16 protein-coding genes are annotated in these 20,516 nt (G+C 53.8%); 10 read left to right on the top strand and 6 right to left on the bottom strand.

Annotated elements, in window-relative coordinates:
• The first annotated feature begins 49 nt into the window (after nucleotides 1–49).
• The 5 genes from zapE to sspB all read left to right on the top strand — a co-directional run bounded on the left by zapE (nucleotide 50) and on the right by sspB (nucleotide 3,696).
• Entirely contained in the window at nucleotides 50–1,177 is a 1,128-nt protein-coding gene (gene zapE / locus WN16_RS00870; protein WP_044701335.1) for a cell division protein ZapE, read from the top strand.
• A 218-nt stretch (nucleotides 1,178–1,395) separates the two neighbouring features.
• Entirely contained in the window at nucleotides 1,396–1,824 is a 429-nt protein-coding gene (gene rplM, locus WN16_RS00865; RefSeq protein WP_003025141.1) for a 50S ribosomal protein L13, read from the top strand.
• A gap of 15 nt (nucleotides 1,825–1,839) precedes the next feature.
• A complete protein-coding gene (gene rpsI, locus WN16_RS00860) occupies nucleotides 1,840–2,232 on the top strand; it encodes a 30S ribosomal protein S9 (RefSeq protein WP_003025138.1) in 393 nt (130 codons plus the stop codon).
• Nucleotides 2,233–2,548: 316 nt separating this feature from the next.
• Nucleotides 2,549–3,187, top strand: coding sequence for a stringent starvation protein SspA (sspA, locus tag WN16_RS00850; RefSeq protein WP_003025132.1), 639 nt, complete (start codon nucleotides 2,549–2,551; stop codon nucleotides 3,185–3,187).
• Nucleotides 3,188–3,192: 5 nt separating this feature from the next.
• Nucleotides 3,193–3,696 carry a ClpXP protease specificity-enhancing factor gene (gene sspB / locus WN16_RS00845; protein ID WP_003025130.1) on the top strand — a complete coding sequence of 168 codons (504 nt, stop codon included), beginning with the start codon at nucleotides 3,193–3,195 and terminating at the stop codon, nucleotides 3,694–3,696.
• 56 nt (nucleotides 3,697–3,752) lie between these two features.
• Here sspB and dcuC read toward each other — a convergent pair whose 3' ends face one another.
• Nucleotides 3,753–5,120 carry an anaerobic C4-dicarboxylate transporter DcuC gene (gene dcuC, locus WN16_RS00840; protein ID WP_003839905.1) on the bottom strand — a complete coding sequence of 456 codons (1,368 nt, stop codon included), beginning with the start codon at nucleotides 5,118–5,120 and terminating at the stop codon, nucleotides 3,753–3,755.
• A 360-nt stretch (nucleotides 5,121–5,480) separates the two neighbouring features.
• On the opposite strand from dcuC, the gene nanR reads away from it, so the two are divergent.
• From nanR to nanQ, 5 genes are all read left to right on the top strand, one after another.
• Nucleotides 5,481–6,272 carry a transcriptional regulator NanR gene (gene nanR, locus WN16_RS00835; RefSeq protein WP_003844825.1) on the top strand — a complete coding sequence of 264 codons (792 nt, stop codon included), beginning with the start codon at nucleotides 5,481–5,483 and terminating at the stop codon, nucleotides 6,270–6,272.
• Between the two features lie 259 nt (nucleotides 6,273–6,531).
• Complete coding sequence (gene nanA / locus WN16_RS00830) at nucleotides 6,532–7,425, top strand: N-acetylneuraminate lyase (protein WP_003844827.1); 894 nt, start codon at nucleotides 6,532–6,534, stop codon at nucleotides 7,423–7,425.
• A gap of 111 nt (nucleotides 7,426–7,536) precedes the next feature.
• On the top strand, nucleotides 7,537–9,027 hold the full coding sequence (locus WN16_RS00825) for an MFS transporter (protein WP_044701332.1): 1,491 nt from the start codon (nucleotides 7,537–7,539) through the stop codon (nucleotides 9,025–9,027).
• Between the two features lie 106 nt (nucleotides 9,028–9,133).
• Nucleotides 9,134–10,003, top strand: coding sequence for an N-acetylmannosamine kinase (nanK, locus tag WN16_RS00820; protein WP_044701331.1), 870 nt, complete (start codon nucleotides 9,134–9,136; stop codon nucleotides 10,001–10,003).
• 2 nt (nucleotides 10,004–10,005) lie between these two features.
• Nucleotides 10,006–10,473 (top strand): N-acetylneuraminate anomerase, encoded by a 468-nt coding sequence (nanQ, locus tag WN16_RS00815; RefSeq protein ID WP_003025108.1) that lies wholly within the window; start codon nucleotides 10,006–10,008, stop codon nucleotides 10,471–10,473.
• A gap of 58 nt (nucleotides 10,474–10,531) precedes the next feature.
• Here the strand turns inward: nanQ and WN16_RS00810 are convergent, their stop codons facing one another.
• From WN16_RS00810 to gltB, 5 genes are all read right to left on the bottom strand, one after another.
• On the bottom strand, nucleotides 10,532–11,812 hold the full coding sequence (locus WN16_RS00810; RefSeq protein WP_003839918.1) for a cytosine deaminase: 1,281 nt from the start codon (nucleotides 11,810–11,812) through the stop codon (nucleotides 10,532–10,534).
• Complete coding sequence (gene codB, locus WN16_RS00805; protein ID WP_003844832.1) at nucleotides 11,802–13,052, bottom strand: cytosine permease; 1,251 nt, start codon at nucleotides 13,050–13,052, stop codon at nucleotides 11,802–11,804. Before codB ends, WN16_RS00810 begins: the two co-directional genes overlap by 11 nt.
• A 137-nt stretch (nucleotides 13,053–13,189) precedes the next feature.
• Nucleotides 13,190–14,272, bottom strand: a complete 1,083-nt coding sequence (locus WN16_RS00800; RefSeq protein ID WP_044701329.1) for a PDDEXK nuclease domain-containing protein — start codon at nucleotides 14,270–14,272, stop codon at nucleotides 13,190–13,192.
• A gap of 199 nt (nucleotides 14,273–14,471) precedes the next feature.
• Nucleotides 14,472–15,890 (bottom strand): glutamate synthase small subunit, encoded by a 1,419-nt coding sequence (locus WN16_RS00795; RefSeq protein WP_003025096.1) that lies wholly within the window; start codon nucleotides 15,888–15,890, stop codon nucleotides 14,472–14,474.
• A gap of 12 nt (nucleotides 15,891–15,902) precedes the next feature.
• Nucleotides 15,903–20,363: a glutamate synthase large subunit gene (gene gltB / locus WN16_RS00790; protein WP_003839922.1), complete on the bottom strand. Its 4,461-nt coding sequence runs from the start codon at nucleotides 20,361–20,363 to the stop codon at nucleotides 15,903–15,905.
• Nucleotides 20,364–20,516: the final 153 nt, after the last annotated feature.

Genomic DNA, 20,516 nt, shown 5'->3' with positions numbered 1-20,516 from the left:
TCAACCGTGAGCGACGGCACATCGATTCTCAAGGAATAACAATAACATCATGCAAAGCCTTTCCCCGACATCGCGTTACCAGCAAGCCCTCAACGACGGCAGTCATCAGCCCGACAATGTACAACAAGAAGCCGTGAATCGACTGGAAACAATTTTCCAGGCGCTTACGACGCCAGCACATCCTGCGCCGCAGGAGAGCGGACTGATGGCGCGTTTTGGCAAATTGCTGGGCAAGCGTGAGTCGCCGATCAACACACCGGTGCGTGGTTTATATATGTGGGGCGGAGTTGGGCGCGGAAAAACCTGGCTGATGGATCTGTTCTACCATAGTCTGCCGGGCGAACGTAAACAGCGTTTGCACTTTCACCGTTTTATGCTGCGTGTGCATGAAGAGCTTACTGCCTTACAGGGGCAGAGCGATCCGCTGGAAATCATCGCCGACCGCTTTAAGGCAGAAACGGACGTGCTGTGCTTTGACGAATTTTTTGTTTCTGATATTACCGACGCCATGCTACTCGGCGGCCTGATGAAGGCACTGTTTGCCCGTGGCATTACGCTGGTGGCGACCTCCAATATTCCGCCAGACGAGCTGTATCGCAACGGTTTACAACGCGCGCGTTTTCTTCCTGCCATTGATGCTATCAAACAGCATTGCGACATCATGAATGTTGATGCTGGCGTTGATTATCGTCTGCGCACCTTAACGCAGGCGCATTTGTGGTTGTCGCCACTGAATGAGGAAACCCGCCAACAGATGGATAAACTCTGGCTGGCATTAGCGGGAACCAAAGGTGAACATGCGCCGACGCTGGAGATCAATCATCGTCCGATGCAGACGCTGGCCGTCGAAAACCAAACGCTGGCGGTGTCATTTACCACACTCTGTGTCGATGCGCGTAGCCAGCATGACTACATTGCGCTGTCGCGTTTGTTTCACACGGTACTGTTGTCTGATGTGCCGGTCATGACTCCGCTGATGGAGAGTGAAGCGCGGCGCTTTATCGCATTGGTGGATGAGTTCTACGAACGCCACGTCAAGCTGGTGGTCAGCGCGGCATCGCCACTCTATGAAATTTATCAGGGCGAGCGTCTGAAGTTTGAATTTCAGCGCTGTTTGTCGCGTTTGCAGGAGATGCAAAGCGAAGAGTATCTGAAGCGGGAACATTTAGCCGGTTAAACCTGCCGCAAATCACATAAAGGGGTCGATCTTTGACCCTGACTTCTCTATAATCTTGCGACCCCACGTTACGAGAGAGTTTTTTTCCCAAAACTTTCTATGCGCCGGCATAGGCTATTCGAAGGGGTAGGTTTGCTGGACAATGTCGTGTGAACCTCAACTGACAAAACGTTTGGGTGTTCACCAACGTGTAACTTATTTATTTGGGTAAGCTTTTAATGAAAACTTTTACAGCTAAACCAGAAACCGTAAAACGCGACTGGTATGTTGTTGACGCGACCGGTAAAACTCTGGGCCGTCTGGCTTCCGAACTGGCTCTGCGCCTGCGCGGTAAGCACAAAGCGGAATACACTCCGCACGTAGATACCGGTGATTACATCATCGTTCTGAACGCTGACAAAGTTGCTGTAACCGGCAACAAGCGTACTGACAAAGTGTACTATCACCACACCGGCCACATCGGTGGTATCAAACAAGCGACCTTTGAAGAGATGATTGCTCGCCGTCCTGAGCGTGTGCTTGAAATCGCGGTTAAAGGCATGCTGCCAAAAGGCCCGCTGGGTCGTGCTATGTTCCGTAAACTGAAAGTTTACGCTGGCAACGAGCACAACCACGCGGCACAGCAACCGCAAGTTCTTGACATCTAATCGGGATTATAGGCAATGGCTGAAAATCAATACTACGGCACTGGTCGCCGCAAAAGTTCCGCAGCTCGCGTTTTCATCAAACCGGGCAGTGGTAAAATCGTAATCAACCAACGTTCTCTGGAACAGTACTTCGGTCGTGAAACTGCCCGCATGGTAGTTCGTCAGCCGCTGGAACTGGTCGACATGGTTGAGAAACTGGATCTGTACATCACTGTTAAAGGTGGTGGTATCTCTGGTCAGGCTGGTGCGATCCGTCACGGTATCACCCGCGCTCTGATGGAGTACGACGAGTCCCTGCGTGGCGAACTGCGTAAAGCTGGCTTCGTTACCCGTGATGCTCGTCAGGTTGAACGTAAGAAAGTCGGTCTGCGTAAAGCACGTCGTCGTCCTCAGTTCTCCAAACGTTAATTGTACTCTGCTTCGGCAGACGACAATTTGCGAAAAAACCCGCTTTGGCGGGTTTTTTTATCGTTATTTCTCGCCTCAGATCCACGGTAATCCGCTGATTGCCACCTCTTTTTCCCCATTTCAAGAATCGACTCACCACAAAGGTCACAAAATCTGGTAAACTATCATCCAATTTTCTGCCCAAATGTCCGGTATCGTTCATTTTTCGTTTGTATTTTGAACAGCAATGACTTTCCCGAGTCTGGGTGACATCACTTCTGGCTGGCCACTGAGTGGCTGGTAGCAGTAAAAATTCTGAATATACCTGGAGGTTTTCATGGCTGTCGCTGCCAACAAACGTTCGGTAATGACGCTGTTTTCTGGTCCTACTGACATCTATAGCCATCAGGTCCGCATTGTGCTGGCTGAGAAAGGTGTTAGTTTCGAGATTGAGCACGTGGAGAAGGACAATCCACCTCAGGATCTGATCGACCTCAACCCGAATCAGAGCGTACCGACACTGGTGGATCGTGAGCTGACCCTGTGGGAATCTCGCATCATTATGGAATACCTGGATGAGCGTTTCCCGCATCCGCCGCTGATGCCGGTTTACCCGGTTGCGCGTGGTGAAAGCCGCCTGTACATGCAGCGTATTGAAAAAGACTGGTACACGCTGATGAATGTCATCGTGAACGGTTCTGCATCTGAAGCCGAAGTCGCGCGTAAGCGTCTGCGCGAAGAACTGCTGGCAATTGCACCAGTATTTGGCCAGAAACCTTACTTCCTGAGCGATGAGTTCAGCCTGGTAGACTGCTACCTGGCGCCGCTGCTGTGGCGTTTACCGCAGCTGGGTATTGAATTCAACGGTGCAGGTTCGAAAGAACTGAAAGGGTACATGACTCGCGTCTTCGAACGTGACTCTTTCCTGGCTTCTCTGACTGAGCCTGAACGTGAAATGCGTCTGGGCCGGGGTTAACCTGTATGGATTTGCCACAGCTAACACCACGCCGTCCGTATCTGCTGCGCGCATTCTATGAGTGGTTGCTAGACAACCAGCTCACGCCGCATCTGGTGGTGGATGTGACGCTCCAGGACGTGCAGGTTCCAATGGAATATGCGCGTGACGGGCAAATTGTTCTGAATATTGCACCGCGTGCGGTGGGCAACCTGGAACTGGCTAACGATGAAGTGCGCTTTAACGCGCGCTTCGGTGGTGTGCCGCGTCAGGTGTCTGTGCCGTTGGCTGCTGTTCTGGCAATTTATGCACGTGAAAATGGCGCTGGTACGATGTTCGAACCGGAAGCCGCCTACGATGAAGATGTCGCCAGCTTAAATGATGACGACAACGACGCGTCTGGTTTTGAGAGTGAAACAGTCATGTCGGTCATTGATGGCGATAAGCCTGACAATGGCGACGACAACGATCCTGATGACACTCCGCCGCCACCTCGCGGTGGGCGTCCAGCGCTGCGCGTAGTGAAATAAATAGTGAAATAAAAAAACAGGCCCTTTCGGGCCTGTTCTGTTTTCTGGCTTCGGGATCAGTAAAACAGCGCGATGGTGGCTACCATATTCACCACAAATCCTACTGCCATCGGGATTGCTGTACGTTTTACCACTTCAAAGGGCGATACGCCGGCAATACCTGATGTCACGACAATTACAGCGGTTATGGGTGACACCGCGCGGGCAAGCGTAGTGGCAAAATGCATCGGCATAATCATCACTACTGCAGGAATATGCAGCCCGGCTGCAATATCCGGAATGAGGCTGGCAAAAGACATAAACGGTGCGTTGCCTGACCCCATGACAATCGCACAGGCTGCGATGACCACCGCCATGATGATCATCACGCCGATGCCGCCAAGACCGGAATGCTCTGCGCCTTTTATTACGGCGTCGACAGTCCCGATAGTCGTCAACCCTTTCGCAAAGATTTCACCGGCGACCACCAGCGTGACAACGTTGGCAAACTGCGTCCCCATGCCGTCAAAAAAAGCCTGCACATCATCCATCGTTTCGCGCAGATTATGTTTATGCAGGAATTCAACAAACATAGTCAGCGTCATGCTCATCAACATCACCACCACCAGATTCAACTCTGCTTTCATTAGTCCCATTTGCGCAAGGGCAAGCGAGCCCAGCATCAGGATCAGCGGCATGACGGGTAGAATGGCGTAATAGAGCGGAGGTACGTTTTCCAGCATCTTTTGTTCAGCAAATCCGTTGCTTTCCGGTGCGGCTTTTTTATCAAACTGACGCTGAACGAAAAAATGCGCAATGGCGACGGCGACAATGACACACGATGCGACGGGCAACTGATATTGAAAGAAATAAGTGGCGATTTTCATACCCGCGACCTGCGCGGCAAAAATAGAGTTGGTTTCCAGAATGCCCCATTCAATCGACATCGAAGTGGCAATGACCGCCACTGCAGATAAACGGCTCACGCCAAGACTGACCAGCGTTGGGAATAGCGTCACCATCAGCAACATACCTAACCCGGATGCGCTGGTAATGAATTGCGCCATGATCTGACCAATAACATAGGTGGCGGCAAGCACAACATAGGGTGAGCGGATTAGCTTGAGCGGGCGGCTTAACAGGCTAACCATCGCTCTGCTGGCTCCCATTCTGTCCATATAACGGGCATAACCACCCACCGCCATGATTGATAACCCCAGTCCGGCCGCGCGGTTGGAGAGCATACGCAAAATTTCGTTGTAAATATCGACCAGTAGATAGCCACTGCTCTTATCGTCAGCGACCAACACGCCGTAGCCCAGCCAGACACCGCAGATCATCAGGAAGATCCCGGCGGCGGCCAGCACGACCTGCGGTTTGTAGTTTTTGAGGATCAGGTAACCCATCGTTAATAAAACGATGACAGAGATAATGATGCCGAACATTGTTTCACTCCATGCCAGAGAAGAAGATAAATCCGGTAATAACGCTGTTATCCCAACGGATGTTATATTTTTCTGGGCATTTTTTATGGAGTGAATATCTTATTTTTAATTCGAGGGTTTAATTATTTATCGTTATAAAATAGATGGTTATGATAAATTATCACGTTAATGTTCATAAATTTCATGAAGATGATATAACTCTATTCAATTAAAAATAGGCGGAAGATACTCGCTTAAAATAATATTGCTGTTACGTATGTTATCAATAAGCCAGCGGGGGCGGATCGACCATCATTTCACCCTGCTTTCGATCCTGTGTTAGGATAAACCCGCTGTTGTTTGTCACCACGACTTAGCTGAATGGACCCTATGAACGCATTTGATTCGCAAGCTGAAGACTCTCCATCCACCATTGGCCGTAGCTTACGCAATCGCCCGCTGGCGCGTAAAAAACTGTCTGAAATGGTTGAGGAAGAACTGGAGCAGATGATTCGTCGTCGGGAATTTGGCGAGGGCGAACAGTTGCCGTCTGAACGGGAGCTGATGGCCTTCTTTAACGTGGGTCGTCCTTCTGTACGAGAAGCGCTGGCCGCGTTAAAACGCAAAGGTCTGGTACAAATCAACAACGGCGAGCGCGCCCGCGTTTCGCGTCCTTCAGCTGATACCATCATCAGCGAGCTGTCTGGTATGGCGAAAGATTTCCTCGCACATCCCGGCGGCATTGCCCACTTCGAGCAGTTGCGACTGTTCTTTGAATCAAGCCTGGTTCGATACGCCGCCGAACATGCGACGGATGAGCAAATCGACAGGCTGGCGAAAGCGCTGGAGATCAACAGCCAGTCGCTCGATGACAATACGTTGTTCATCCGTTCGGACGTTGATTTTCACCGCGTACTGGCGGAGATCCCGGGCAATCCCATCTTTATGGCGATCCATGTTGCGCTGTTAGACTGGTTAATTGCTGCCCGTCCGGCCGTTGCCGATCAAGAGTTGTATGAGCACAATAACGTGAGTTATCAGCAGCATATCGCTATTGTTGACGCGATTCGTCAGCGCGATCCTGAAGAAGCAGACCGCGCACTGCAAGAACATCTCAATAGCGTTTCCGCAACCTGGCACGCCTTCAGCAAAAGTAAAAAATTGCGTAAGTAATCGCGATCCTGACGATCTTTTAAACCCAAAATCATTCAAGTTGCATCAAGGCGGCAAGAGAGCGAGTCCCCTGGAGCATAGATAACTATGTGACAGGGGTGAGCGAACGCAGCCAACGCAGAGGCGGCTCGAAGGATGAAGTGTTTAGTGAGGTAGATCGCACTATAAGCGTTCTCTATTGTATTGCTGCTTATTTGATCTGGTATAACAGGTATAAAGGTATGCAGTCAGATAACACTAATCATCGTCAGAGGTCGTTATGGCAAGAAATTTAAAAGGCGTAATGCCAGCGTTGTTAACTCCATTCGATAACCAACAGAAACTGGACATCGAGAGCCTGCGCCGTCTGGTGCGTTTCAACATTGGGCAGGGGATCGATGGGCTCTACGTTGGTGGCTCAACGGGTGAGGCCTTTGTCCAGAACCGCGCTGAAAGAGAGCAGGTTCTGGAAATTGTTGCTGAAGAAGCAAAAGGCAAGGTGACGCTGATCGCCCATGTTGGCACGGTGAGCACCGAAGAGAGCCAACAGCTGGCGAGCGCTGCGCATCGCTACGGATTTGATGCGGTTTCGGCCGTCACGCCGTTTTACTATCCGTTCAGCTTTGAAGAGCACTGCGATCACTACCGCGCAATTATTGATTCCGCCGATGGCTTACCGATGGTGGTCTATAACATCCCGGCACTGAGCGGCGTAAAACTGACGCTGGATCAGATCAACACGCTGGTGACGTTGCCGGGCGTTGGCGCACTGAAGCAAACTTCTGGCGATCTCTATCAGATGGAACAGATCCGCCGCGCTCATCCCGATCTGGTGCTTTATAACGGTTATGACGAGATCTTCGCTTCTGGACTGCTAGCAGGCGCAGATGGTGGTATCGGTAGCACTTACAACATCATGGGATGGCGTTATCAGGGAATTGTGAAAGCGCTCAAAGAAGGTGACATTCGCACGGCGCAAAAGCTGCAAACCGAGTGCAATAAGGTTATCGATCTGCTCATTAAAGTTGGCGTGTTCCGCGGCCTGAAAACAGTACTGCACTATATGGATGTGGTTTCTGTTCCACTGTGCCGTAAACCCTTTGCTCCAGTAGATGAACGCTATCTGCCGGAACTGAAAGCGCTGGCAAACCAACTGCTGGCGGAAAAGGCGTAATCGCGGGTCGCCGGGGGCGCTTCGCCTTGCCCGGCCTGGATTTTTCGACCGTAAGCCGGGTAAGGCAAAGCCACCACCCGGCACAACAACAAAGATCGTCGGGAGAGTAAAATGAGTACTTCTACCCAGAGCATCCCGTGGTATCGCCATCTCAATCGGGCACAATGGCGGGCATTCTCCGCCGCCTGGCTGGGATATTTGCTTGATGGTTTTGATTTTGTATTAATCGCCCTTGTACTGACGGAAGTACAAGGTGAATTCGGACTGACGACGGTGCAGGCGGCTAGTTTGATCTCCGCCGCCTTTATCTCCCGCTGGTTTGGCGGGTTAATGCTGGGGGCAATGGGCGACCGTTACGGACGTCGCCTGGCGATGGTCACCAGCATCATTCTGTTCTCCGTGGGGACGCTGGCCTGCGGCTTCGCACCGGGGTACACCACCATGTTTATCGCCCGTCTGGTTATCGGTATGGGAATGGCGGGTGAGTACGGCTCCAGTGCAACCTATGTTATTGAAAGTTGGCCTAAACACCTGCGAAATAAAGCCAGTGGCTTCCTGATTTCCGGTTTCTCTGTTGGCGCGGTGATCGCCGCGCAGGTCTACAGCCTGGTGGTTCCGGTCTGGGGGTGGCGTACGCTGTTCTTCATCGGCATCCTGCCAATTATCTTCGCCCTGTGGCTGCGTAAAAATATTCCGGAAGCGGAAGACTGGAAAGAGAAACACGAAGGCAAAGCGCCAGTGCGCACGATGGTGGATATTCTCTACCGGGGCGAGCATCGGGTAATTAATATTCTGATGACGATCGCCGCTGCAACCGCGCTGTGGTTCTGCTTTGCTGGCGACCTGCAAAATGCGGCTATCGTGGCGGTCCTCGGCCTGATATGTGCGTTTATTTTCATTAGCTTTATGGTGCAAAGCAGCGGGAAGCGCTGGCCGACGGGCGTCATGCTGATGGTGGTCGTACTATTCGCCTTCCTGTACTCGTGGCCGATTCAGGCACTGTTGCCAACCTATCTGAAAACCGAACTGCTGTACGATCCTTCCACGGTGGCCAGAGTGCTGTTCTTTAGCGGATTTGGCGCGGCGGTCGGCTGTTGCGTCGGCGGTTTTCTTGGCGACTGGCTGGGTACGCGTAAAGCCTATGTCTGCAGTTTGCTGGCCTCGCAGTTGCTGATTATTCCGGTGTTTGCGATAGGCGGTTCAAACGTCTGGGTACTGGGTTTGCTGCTGTTTTTCCAGCAAATGCTCGGCCAGGGGATCTCCGGGATCTTACCAAAATTGATTGGCGGCTATTTCGATACCGACCAGCGTGCGGCGGGCCTGGGCTTCACCTATAACGTGGGCGCACTGGGTGGGGCTCTGGCACCGATCATCGGCGCGCTGATTGCCCAACGTCTGGATCTGGGCACGGCGCTGGGATCGCTCTCTTTCGGTCTGACATTTGTGGTGATCCTGCTGATTGGTCTCGATATGCCGTCCCGCGTACAGCGCTGGCTGCGTCCTGAAGCGTTACGTACGCATGATGCCATTGATGGTCGACCGTTTAGCGGGGCTGTGCCGTTCGGCGGTGACAAAAGCACCATGGTGAAATCCAAAAGTTAATCCCATTGCCCGGTGTTGAACCGGGCTATTAGCGTAAGGGAAGAAGTATGTCGTTACTTGATCAACGGGATAAAAAGCGTATCACCGCGATGCAGAAGGCGGTGTCATGACCACATTGGCAATTGATATCGGCGGTACCAAACTGGCTGCCGCGCTGTTAGACAGTAATCTGCAAATTCGCGAGCGGCGTGAATTGCCGACGCCCGCCAGCAAAACGCCGGAGGCGCTGCGCGCTGCGCTGCAAGCACTGGTTACACCGCTACAGGGGCGTGCTAATCGGGTGGCGATCGCCTCGACGGGGATTATCCGTGAGGGGGCTTTACTGGCGCTGAACCCGCATAACCTTGGCGGGTTGATGCATTTTCCGCTGACACAAACGCTGGAACAAATCACCGGCCTGCCGACGCTGGCAGTCAATGACGCACAGGCAGCGGCCTGGGCGGAATACCACGCTATGGCGGATGAGATAAGCGACATGGTGTTTATCACCGTGTCGACAGGCGTCGGCGGCGGCGTGATCAGCAACGGCAAATTACTCACCGGGTCTGGTGGTCTAGCTGGACACTTAGGACATACGCTGGCGGATCTCAATGGACCGGCCTGCGGCTGCGGGCGTGTGGGCTGCGTCGAGGCGATTGCTTCCGGTCGAGGGATCGCGGCTGCAGCCGAAGGTACGCTTGCTGGATGCGACGCCAAAACCATTTTTAGCCGCGCCGGGCAAGGAGATGAGCAGGCAAGCAGGTTGATCCATCGCTCGGCGCGTACTTTGGCAAGGCTTATCGGCGATGTGAAGGCCACGACCGATTGCCAGATTGTGGTGATTGGCGGCAGCGTTGGGCTGGCTGAAGGATATCTGGCGCTGGTTGAACATTATCTGGCACAAGAGCCCTTGGCCTATCACGTGGAATTACTGGCGGCGCATTACCGCCATGACGCTGGATTACTGGGGGCCGCGCTGTTGGCCCAGGGAGAATGATGATGATATCAGATGAGTTGCGTTCACTGCCTTCTGCCGGATTACATCCGGTCTTACAGCAGGCATTAACGCTTGCCATTGCGGCGAATCCGCAGGAGAAAACGCCAGGGCGCTACGCGTTGCAGGGCGATACTATTTTTATGAATGTCATGCAGTTTGCGACGCAGAGCCCAGAGCAAAAGAAAGCGGAACTGCATCAGCAGTACATTGATATTCAGGTGCTGTTGTCTGGCGAAGAACGCATTCTGTTCGGGATGACCGATTCTGCTCGCCAGTGCGATGAGATGCATGTTGAGGATGACTATCAGTTGTGCAGCGAGATTGCCGATGAGCAGGCGATCGTACTGAAGCCGGGAAGATTTGCGATTTTTATGCCGGGCGAGCCGCATAAACCGGGCTGTATGGTGGGGGGGCCGGGGGAAATCAAAAAGGTCGTGATCAAGGTGCGCGCCAGCTTATTACAAGCCTGACGATGAGAGACCGTGTCGGATGGCAAGGCTTGCGCCATCCGACACTGGATAGAACAACTTAGCGCTTAAACGTCACCGCTTCCGGCTGCGTCAGATGCAGCGTGGTCTGGCTTGGCACTGTCTCAGCAATGACTCGCCCGTGACGAATGGAATAACGGGCAGGTGTCTGGCGACGAACCGCGTCAAACCCATTTTCTGCCGCTAAAATCACCAGATTTCCGGAGTTTCCCACGTTCAGACCGTAATCCTGCAGGTGCAAGGTTTTCGCACTGTGGGTGGTAACCAGGTTCAGCCCATCGTTGATCTGTCCGTATCCCATCAGCTGACACACATGTAATCCCATATGCAGTACCTGCAGCATATTGGCGGTGCCCAGCGGATACCACGGGTCGAAGACGTCATCATGGCCGAAGCAGACGTTGATCTCTGCTTCCAGCATCTCTTTGACGCGCGTTACGCCGCGACGTTTAGGATACGTATCAAAGCGCCCTTGCAGGTGAATATTTACCAGTGGGTTCGCGACAAAGTTAATGCCGGACATTTTCAACAGGCGAAAGAGGCGGGAAGCATACGCGCCGTTATAGGAATGCATTGCCGTGGTATGGCTGGCGGTCACGCGTTCGCCCATATTGTCACGATGCGCCAGCGCCGCGACGGTTTCAACAAAGCGTGACTGCTCATCGTCAATTTCGTCGCAGTGCACATCGATAAGCCGATCGTATTTCTGCGCCAGAGCGAAAATTTTGTGCAGCGACTCAACGCCATATTCACGCGTAAATTCAAAGTGGGGGATCGCGCCAATGACGTCTGCGCCCAAACGCACGGCTTCCTCTAATAGCGCTTCACCGTTGGGGTAAGAAAGAATGCCCTCTTGCGGGAACGCGACAATTTGCAGCTCTACCCACGGCGCGACTTCTTGCTTCACCTCCAGCATGGCTTTCAGTGCAGTCAGCGTCGGATCGGAAACGTCAACGTGCGTGCGGACATACTGGATGCCGTTGGCCATCTGCCACTTCAGCGTCTGCATGGCGCGCGCTTTGACGTCTTCGTGCGTGAGCATTGCCTTACGTTCGGCCCAACGCTCAATGCCTTCAAATAACGTACCAGACTGGTTCCAGCTCGGCTCGCCTGCGGTTTGCGTGGTGTCCAGATGGATATGTGGCTCAACGAACGGTGGAATGGCCAGGCCGCCTTCGGCATCAAGCACTTCGCCCTGCGGTAACGTGGCGGTGTCCTGTGGCTCAATCCGGCTGAAGCGCCCGTTTTCAATCGTGAGCTGCCACAATCCTTCGCGTCCCTGTAAACGTGCCTGACGAAGGGTGATGTTATTATTCTGCATGGCTGACCTCTGGTGATTTAGCAAGGCTGCGATTGAAAAGTGGATTCAGCAGGATATAGCTGAATACGCCGCCAAGTACGGCGTTGACGGGCACAATACCGGGAATATAGTGACCTGCGGCAATGCCCAATGCAACGGACAGGATCGCTATCCAGTTTACGGAAATAAATTGCGCTTTGCTGAAGTCGGCATAGCGACGATGGTTCAGCAGATAGTCGGCGATGATCACCCCGCCAATCGGGGGAATTGCTGCCGACAGAAAAGTCAGCCAACCGACAAAGTTATTGTAAAGCCATAGCGCACACAATGTGCCGATAATACCGTTAGCCACCGACAGTGTACGGCTGGAAAGGCCGGTAATATTGGCAAATCCCAGACCTGAGGCATACAGCGCATTGTCGTTAGTCGTCCAGATGTTCAGACCGAGCACTACAATCGCGGGCAGCAGCAGTCCCTGGGCAATCATCACGTCAGAGATATCCGCCTGTCCAACCGCAGCCGCGCCCGCAGCGCCGAAGATGAACATCAAGGAGTTGCCAAGGAAAAACGCCACCATGGCAATCAGCACCGCGCCTTTGGCGTTGCGACCAAAGCGAACGAAGTCGGCGGTTAATGTTCCTGCGCTGACAAACGAACCGACCACCAGCGCCAGGGCGGTGGAGAAATTCAGCGGCGTCTGCGGCACTATCGCTTTTAAATGGTCTAAACCGCCGACATCACTCACCGCCAGCCAGACGGAGTAGCTGCCAAGAACGACGATGGCAGGCACGGCGATGATAGATAAAACGGTCAGCGCCGAGATGCCAAAAAAGATGGTCAGGGTCATCAACAGACCAGAAACCGCAATCAGGATATTGACGTCAATTCCCGTCGCTTTGCCCACCGGGATAGCAAACATAGCCACACCCACGCCAAACCAGCCTACCTGCGTACCGCCTAACAACAGTGAGGGAAGCCATGAACCTTTCAAACCAAATGAGTAACGCGCCAGAAGGTGGGTTGAGAGCCCTGTTTTTGCGCCGATAAAACCGAGAAATGCAGTGTAAATACCGAGGAGAAGATTACCGAAGAGAACTGCCAGGAAGAAATCATTATAGGAAAGACCGGTACCGAGTGTGCCACCGGTCCACATACTGGCGGAAAAAAATGTAAGCCCCAACATGACAAATGTTAGTGGAACCACGCCTTTCCGCGCCGCCAGAGGGACGGGGCCCTGGCTATAATTGTTGTCCTGCGACACAACGCCTCCATGAATTTTGCCCAAAAAATCCGCCGCATAATATACAGTTCTCAGAATAAAGCAAACGATTACGTATAATCTTTACATGGTTATTATTTATGGTGTTGATGATTGCGTTGATTTTCCTTGGTCGACAGTTAACCCGCGTCTGTGAGTTGAGTTCCCAGCATGGTTTGTGAACGAATGAGCTCGTCTGCAAGTAATTTTTCATCAGGTAGCTGTACTTTGTACTCGCTCGCCTGGATGGTATTCGGTAGGCCGTTCAACGCGTAGTGCGCTTCCCCCGCCCCTTTTCCTGCGCACAGAATCAGCCCGACTGGCGGATTTTCCCCCTGTATCGTCCAATGTTCTTTGGCATAGTTCAGATACATATTCATCTGCCCGGCATCCGCATAGCTGAATTTGCCTACTTTTAGATCAACGAGCAACAGGCAGCGTAAACGACGATGAAAGAACAGCAGATCGACGCGGAACCAGTTATCGTCAATGCGCAATCGACGCTGACGGCCAACAAAAGCAAAATCGTCGCCGAGCTCCAGCATAAAGTCCATCAGGTGATTGATCAGCGCCTCTTCAAGATCCGATTCTGAATACTCATCCTTGAGGCCAAGAAACTCCAGAATGAACGGATCGCGGATGGCCTTTTCAGGCAAGACTTCAGGCTCCGTCGGGACTGCCTTCTGCAACATGGCGGATTTGTCGCGGGACAACAGCGTCCGCTCATAAAACTGAGTGGCAATTTGTCGATTGAGCTGCCGTACTGACCAGCCGTTACGGAGAGTCTCTTTCTCATAAAAAGTGCGGGCATCGGCATTTTTAACAGACAAGAGGCGGACATACGCCGACCAGGGTAGTGGGAATGTTTTGGCGAGTTGTATGAGATTTTGAGATTCACCAGACAGTGTCTGCTGAATCTCAATTTGTTGAAAATAAAGATAAAACATACGCATTTGCCGTATGTTTACCATGGAAAACCCCCGTTTATAGCGTTGGTTTAGATCCACTGACAACCGTTCAATAAGCTGAGCGCCATAGGCTGCCCGGGATTCACCACCTTGCTCAAATTCAACAATTCGTCGACCAATTTCCCAGTAGGTCGCCGTCATTAGTGCATTGATACTACGGACAGTTTCTGTCCGCGCGGTGTCCAGTAGTCGAACAATTCCGTTATGGATTTGCTGATAGTCATCTGCATCCTGAAGTGACGTCGGCGTGGTCATACTTCATCCCTTTCGTGAAAGTTACGGTGTAAAAATATTCCGCGATCAATACGCCCGGGTGCTGAAGTGGTCAATCCACATTCTACTAATTACAAAGACTTGCAGTCTTAATTGCGAGTAGCTTTCAAAGAATGGTGGAGAAATACGGAGAAAAAAAGCCCCTGTCGACAAACGTGAACAGGGGCCAGAGAAGGCTCTTTTACACTTCCAGGTAATTCAGAATCCCGTCTGCCGCTTTACGACCTTCGGCAATCGCGGTGACCACCAGATCCGAACCGCGCACGATGTCGCCACCGGCGAAGATTTTCGGGTTGCTGGTCTGGAAAGCGTTGTCGCTACGTTCCGGGGCAATAATGCGCCCCTGTGAATCCAGTTCGACGCTGTGCTCTTTCAACCATTCCATGCTGTGTGGGCGGAAACCAAACGCCAGGACCACGGCATCAGCCGGAACAACGTGCTCGGAGCCAGCGACGATCTCCGCACGGCGACGTCCCTTCGCATCCGGTTCGCCCATTTCAGTGCGCGCCATTTTCACGCCGCACACTTTCCCGTTGGCATTCACTTCCACACCTAAAGGCTGGACGTTGAACTGGAACTCGACGCCTTCTTCGCGCGCGTTTTTCACTTCGCGTTTCGAACCCGGCATGTTCTCTTCATCGCGACGATAGGCGCAGATAACGTGCGATGCTTCCTGACGTACGGAGGTGCGCACGCAGTCCATCGCGGTATCGCCACCGCCGAGCACGACGACACGTTTGCCTTCCATGCTGATATATGGCTCATTGCTGCTTTCGCCAAAGCCCATCAACTGTTTGGTATTGGCAATCAGGAACGGCAGGGCATCAAACACGCCATCAGCGTCTTCGTTTTCCAGCCCGCCGCGCATCGACTGATAGGTTCCTACGCCAAGGAACACGGCGTCGTAATCCTTCAGCAAATCATTGAGCTGTACGTCACGGCCTACTTCCACGTTGAGTTTGAACTCAATGCCCATGCCGGTGAAGATTTCACGGCGACGGGTCATGACCTCTTTTTCCAGCTTGAAGGCTGGGATACCGAAGGTCAGCAAGCCGCCGATTTCCGGGTGACGGTCAAATACCACCGCCTTTACGCCGTTGCGGGTCAGCACATCAGCGCACGCCAGACCTGCAGGACCGGCACCGATAATGGCGACGCGCTTGTCCGTCTGGCGAACACCGGTCATATCCGGACGCCAGCCCATCTCAAACGCTTTATCGTTGATATAGCGCTCAATATTGCCGATAGTTACCGCGCCAAACTCATCGTTCAGCGTACAGGATCCTTCACACAGTCGATCCTGCGGGCATACACGGCCACAGACTTCCGGCAAGGTGTTGGTCTGGTGCGAAAGCTCTGCCGCTTCAAAAATACGTCCCTCATTCGCCAACTTCAGCCAGTTCGGGATGTAGTTATGCACCGGACACTTCCACTCGCAGTACGGGTTACCGCAGGACAGGCAGCGATCTGCCTGTGCTTTGGCCTGACCTTCAGAAAACGGCTCGTAGATCTCGATAAATTCGATCTTACGGATCTTCAGCGGCTTCTTCGGCGGATCAACACGCTGCAGGTCGATAAATTGGTATACGTTCTGACTCATTGCTGCTACCCCTTACTGCGCCTGCACACGCAGCTCTGCTGCGCTACGACTACGGTGACCCAACAGTGCTTTCACATCACTGGATTTTGGTTTTACCAGCGCGAATTTCGCCGAGAATGCTGGCCAGTTCGCCAGGATCTCTTCGCCGTGAGAAGAACCGGTATGCTGTACGTGCTCGGTAATCAGGCCGCGCAGGTGCTCTTCGTGGATCGCCAGCGAGTCCACGCTCAGCACTTCGACCAGTTCCGGGTTTACGCGTTTGCGGAATTCACCGTCTTCGTCGAGTACGTAGGCGAATCCGCCGGTCATGCCCGCGCCGAAGTTAACGCCGGTTTTGCCGAGAATACAGACGATGCCGCCGGTCATGTATTCACAGCCGTTGTCGCCAATACCTTCAACCACGGTGATTGCGCCAGAGTTACGCACTGCAAAGCGCTCACCCGCACGACCCGCAGCAAACAGGCGACCACCGGTGGCGCCATACAGGCAGGTGTTACCGATGATGCTCGCTTCATGGCTACGGAAAGCAGAGCCAACCGGAGGACGCACTGCCAGCAGACCACCCGCCATGCCTTTACCGACATAGTCGTTGGCATCGCCGGTCAGATACAGCTCCACACCGCCCGCGTTCCACACGCCAAAGCTCTGGCCTGCAGTACCGCTGAAGTGCGCTTTGATCGGGTCAGACGCCAGCCCCTGATCGCCATGCGTCTGAGCGATATAGCCCGACAGCGATGCGCCGACGGAACGGTCGGTGTTGCGGATATCGAACCAGAAGGTTTTGCTCTGGCGCTCGTCGACGAACGGCTTCGCCTGCTGTAACAGCTGGGCGTTCAGCACGCCATTATCAAACGGCGGGTTGTTCTCGGTGCAATGCAGCGCTTTACCAGGATGCGGTTCGGCGGTTTCCAGCAGACGAGACAGCTCCAGCTTTTGCTGCTTGGCGGTAAACCCTTCCAGCTCTTTGAGCAGGTCGGTGCGACCAATCAGATCCACCAGGCGGGTAACGCCCAGCGAGGCCATCAGCTCGCGCACTTCACGGGCGATAAATTCAAAGTAGTTGGTCACTTTGAACGGCAGGCCGTGATAGTGATTCTTACGCAGTTTCTCATCCTGAGTTGCAACACCGGTTGCGCAGTTGTTCAGGTGGCAAATACGCAGATATTTACAGCCCAGCGCCACCATCGGGCCGGTACCGAAGCCAAAGCTTTCTGCACCCAGAATTGCCGCTTTAATGATATCGACGCCGGTTTTCAGACCGCCATCGACCTGCAGACGAATCTTGTGACGCAGACCGTTAGCCACCAGCGCCTGCTGGGTTTCCACCAGGCCGAGTTCCCACGGGCAGCCCGCATATTTCACTGATGAGAGCGGGCTTGCGCCAGTGCCGCCATCGTAGCCAGCAATGGTGATCAGATCCGCATAGGCTTTCGCTACGCCAGTAGCGATGGTACCAACGCCTGGTTCGGAAACCAGCTTCACCGAGATCATCGCCTTCGGGTTGACCTGTTTCAGGTCGAAAATCAGCTGCGCTAAATCCTCGATAGAGTAGATATCGTGGTGCGGCGGCGGGGAGATCAGCGTCACGCCCGGCACTGAATAGCGTAGTTTGGCGATGTACGGGGTGACTTTATCACCTGGTAACTGACCGCCTTCGCCAGGTTTCGCGCCCTGAGCGACTTTAATCTGAATGACATCGGCATTGACCAGGTATGCCGGGGTTACGCCAAAGCGACCGGAAGCAACCTGCTTAATGCGTGACACTTTATTGGTGCCGTAGCGCGCCGGGTCTTCGCCGCCTTCACCGGAGTTCGAGTTGCCGCCGATGCTGTTCATCGCTTCGGCCAGCGCTTCGTGTGCTTCGGGGCTTAATGCGCCGATAGACATGGCGGCGGTATCAAAGCGTTTAAACAGTTCGGTCGCGGGTTCTACTTCGCTAATGCTTACGGCTTCATCGCCAGGCGTAATCGCCAGCAGATCGCGCAGCGTGGCCGCCGGACGCTCATTAACCAGCTTGGCGTATTCCTGATAGTCGCTGTACTCGCCGCTTTGTACCGCCTGCTGCAGAGTGCGTACCACGTCCGGGTTGTAGGCGTGGTATTCGCCGCCGTGGACGTACTTCAGCAAACCGCCCTGGCTGATAGGTTTACGCGCCAGCCATGCATGTTTGGAGAGGTTCAGCAGATCCTGCTGGAAGTCGGTAAACCCTGCACCGCTAATACGGCTGACCACGCCCTGGAAGCACAACGCAACCACATCATCGTGCAGACCAACGGCTTCAAACAGCTTCGAGCAGCGGTAGGAGGCAATGGTCGAGATGCCCATTTTGGACATGATTTTGTACAGACCTTTGTTGATGCCGTTACGGTAGTTCAGCATCACGGTCCGGTAATCTTTGGCAATCGCCTGAGTGTCGATCAGACGTCCCAATGTTTCATACGCGAGATACGGATAGATTGCCGTCGCGCCAAAACCGAGCAGGACGGCAAAATGGTGCGGATCGCGGGCACTGGCGGTTTCAACGATGATGTTGGCGTCGCAGCGCAGGCTTTGTTCTACCAGACGCGTTTGCACTGCGCCCACGGCCATCGGCGCCGGAACCGGCAGACGATTTTTGGCGATGTTGCGGTCAGAGAGTACCAGCAGTACCGTGCCGTTGCGCACCATCTGTTCCGCCTTATCGCACAATGCTTTGACGGTCTCTTCGAGCGTAGTTTCGGTCGCGTCGAAGGTGATATCCAGACGGTCAGCGCGATAATGCTCCTCTTTCATGGTGGTAAGCTGGGTGAAATCGGAGTACAGCAGGATCGGCGATTTAAAGCTCAGGCGGTGTGCCTGACCTTCGGCTTCGCAGAAGACGTTCATCTCACGACCGATGCTGGTGGCCAGCGACATAACGTGCGCTTCACGCAGCGGATCGATCGGCGGGTTAGTCACCTGCGCGAACTGCTGGCGGAAGTAGTCATAAATGATGCGCGGCTGGCTGGAGAGTACGGCAAACGGGGTATCGTCACCCATTGAACCGACCGCTTCCTGGCCATTTTCGCCGAGCACGCGGATCACGGAATCCAGCTCTTCAGCGCTGTAGTTAAACTGTTTCTGATAGCTGGCGAGGGTGTCATCGTCCAGTTCACGGCTGCCGACCTGATCGTCAGCCAGGTCTTCGAACGGCACCAGACGGCGGACGTTTTTCTCCATCCACTCTTTGTATGGGTGACGGCTTTTCAGGTCATCATCGGTTTCGGCGGAGTGGAGAATGCGCCCGCTGCGAGTATCGATAACCATCAGCTCGCCAGGGCCGACGCGGCCTTTCTCTACCACTTCATCCGGCTGATAATCCCAGATCCCGACTTCAGAGGCGCAGGTAATCAGCTTGTCTTTGGTGATGACGTAGCGTGCCGGACGCAAGCCGTTACGGTCAAGGTTACAGGCGGCAAAGCGGCCGTCGGACATGACGATGCCCGCCGGGCCGTCCCACGGTTCCATGTGCATGGAGTTAAAGTCAAAGAACGCGCGCAGCTCCGGATCCATATCCGGGTTGTTCTGCCATGCCGGTGGAACCAGTAAGCGCATGGCGCGGATGATGTCCATCCCGCCTGCCAGCAGCAGTTCCAGCATGTTATCCATCGAACTGGAGTCTGAGCCGGTTTCGTTAACAAACGGCGCGGCGTCGTGCAGATCCGGGATCAACGGGGTCTGGAACTTATAGGTACGGGCGCGCGCCCATTGGCGGTTGCCGGTGATGGTGTTGATTTCACCGTTGTGCGCCAGATAGCGGAACGGCTGCGCCAGCGGCCAGCGCGGTACGGTGTTGGTGGAGAAGCGCTGGTGGAACAGGCAGATGGCCGATTCCAGACGCAGGTCTGCCAGGTCCAGGTAGAAGCGCGGCAGATCCGCCGGCATACACAGACCTTTATAGATATTGACCAGATTCGACAAGCTACAGACGTAGAAATCTTTGTCTTGCAGGAGGCGTTTTTCGATACGACGACGCGCGATGAACAGGCGACGCTCCATATCACGCGGACGCCAGCCCGCAGGGGCGTTAACAAAAATTTGCTCGATACGAGGCAGGGAGGAGAGCGCAATTTCACCGAGAACACCTTCGTTGGTCGGCACGTCGCGCCAGCCGACAATCGACAGGGTTTCCTGCTGTAATTCTTCTTCAACAATGCGACGAGAAGCCGCAGCCAGCTCAGGGTCTTTATTTAAAAAGATCATGCCGACGGCGTAGTTTTTGGCTAAACGCCAGCCGCGCTCTTGCGCCACGATGCGGAAAAAGCGGTCAGGTTTTTGTAACAGCAGGCCGCAACCATCGCCGGTTTTTCCATCGGCAAGAATTGCGCCACGGTGCTGCATACGGGCCAGTGCGTGTATGGCGGTACGCACTACCTTGTGGCTAGGTTCGCCTTCTATGTGGGCGATCAGGCCGAAACCACAGTTATCCCTCTCAAGGGATTTATCGTACAACATATCAGTGAACCTCCCCAGGCTCTGAGGGATTCCCATCTGGACCGTTGCGCACGGGCACACCAAGAGCATGGCGACGGGGTTTGCGTGTCATACGCTTACCTCGCATTCGCCCTCTTTATCCTTTTCGCACAGGTCAAACAAGTTTGAGGACTT

This window comes from Citrobacter sp. ABFQG (assembly GCF_004322975.1).
In the GTDB taxonomy this organism is placed as follows: Bacteria; Pseudomonadota; Gammaproteobacteria; order Enterobacterales; family Enterobacteriaceae; genus Citrobacter; species Citrobacter freundii.
The sequence above is the reverse complement of the archived record's forward strand: the minus strand, read 5'-3'. Positions and strand labels throughout refer to the sequence as shown.

Excerpts from the sequence above, each read along its gene's own strand:
- sspA (WP_003025132.1), top strand. The coding sequence starts at position 2,549 with ATGGCTGTCGCTGCCAACAAACGTTCGGTAATGACGCTGTTTTCTGGT.
- WN16_RS00800 (WP_044701329.1), bottom strand. The coding sequence starts at position 14,272 with ATGACCACGCCGACGTCACTTCAGGATGCAGATGACTATCAGCAAATC.
- WN16_RS00810 (WP_003839918.1), bottom strand. The coding sequence starts at position 11,812 with ATGCAGAATAATAACATCACCCTTCGTCAGGCACGTTTACAGGGACGC.
- gltB (WP_003839922.1), bottom strand. The coding sequence starts at position 20,363 with ATGTTGTACGATAAATCCCTTGAGAGGGATAACTGTGGTTTCGGCCTG.
- zapE (WP_044701335.1), top strand. The coding sequence starts at position 50 with ATGCAAAGCCTTTCCCCGACATCGCGTTACCAGCAAGCCCTCAACGAC.
- dcuC (WP_003839905.1), bottom strand. The coding sequence starts at position 5,120 with ATGTTCGGCATCATTATCTCTGTCATCGTTTTATTAACGATGGGTTAC.
- nanA (WP_003844827.1), top strand. The coding sequence starts at position 6,532 with ATGGCAAGAAATTTAAAAGGCGTAATGCCAGCGTTGTTAACTCCATTC.
- nanK (WP_044701331.1), top strand. The coding sequence starts at position 9,134 with ATGACCACATTGGCAATTGATATCGGCGGTACCAAACTGGCTGCCGCG.
- nanR (WP_003844825.1), top strand. The coding sequence starts at position 5,481 with ATGGACCCTATGAACGCATTTGATTCGCAAGCTGAAGACTCTCCATCC.
- WN16_RS00825 (WP_044701332.1), top strand. The coding sequence starts at position 7,537 with ATGAGTACTTCTACCCAGAGCATCCCGTGGTATCGCCATCTCAATCGG.
- nanQ (WP_003025108.1), top strand. The coding sequence starts at position 10,006 with ATGATATCAGATGAGTTGCGTTCACTGCCTTCTGCCGGATTACATCCG.
- rpsI (WP_003025138.1), top strand. The coding sequence starts at position 1,840 with ATGGCTGAAAATCAATACTACGGCACTGGTCGCCGCAAAAGTTCCGCA.
- rplM (WP_003025141.1), top strand. The coding sequence starts at position 1,396 with ATGAAAACTTTTACAGCTAAACCAGAAACCGTAAAACGCGACTGGTAT.
- sspB (WP_003025130.1), top strand. The coding sequence starts at position 3,193 with ATGGATTTGCCACAGCTAACACCACGCCGTCCGTATCTGCTGCGCGCA.
- WN16_RS00795 (WP_003025096.1), bottom strand. The coding sequence starts at position 15,890 with ATGAGTCAGAACGTATACCAATTTATCGACCTGCAGCGTGTTGATCCG.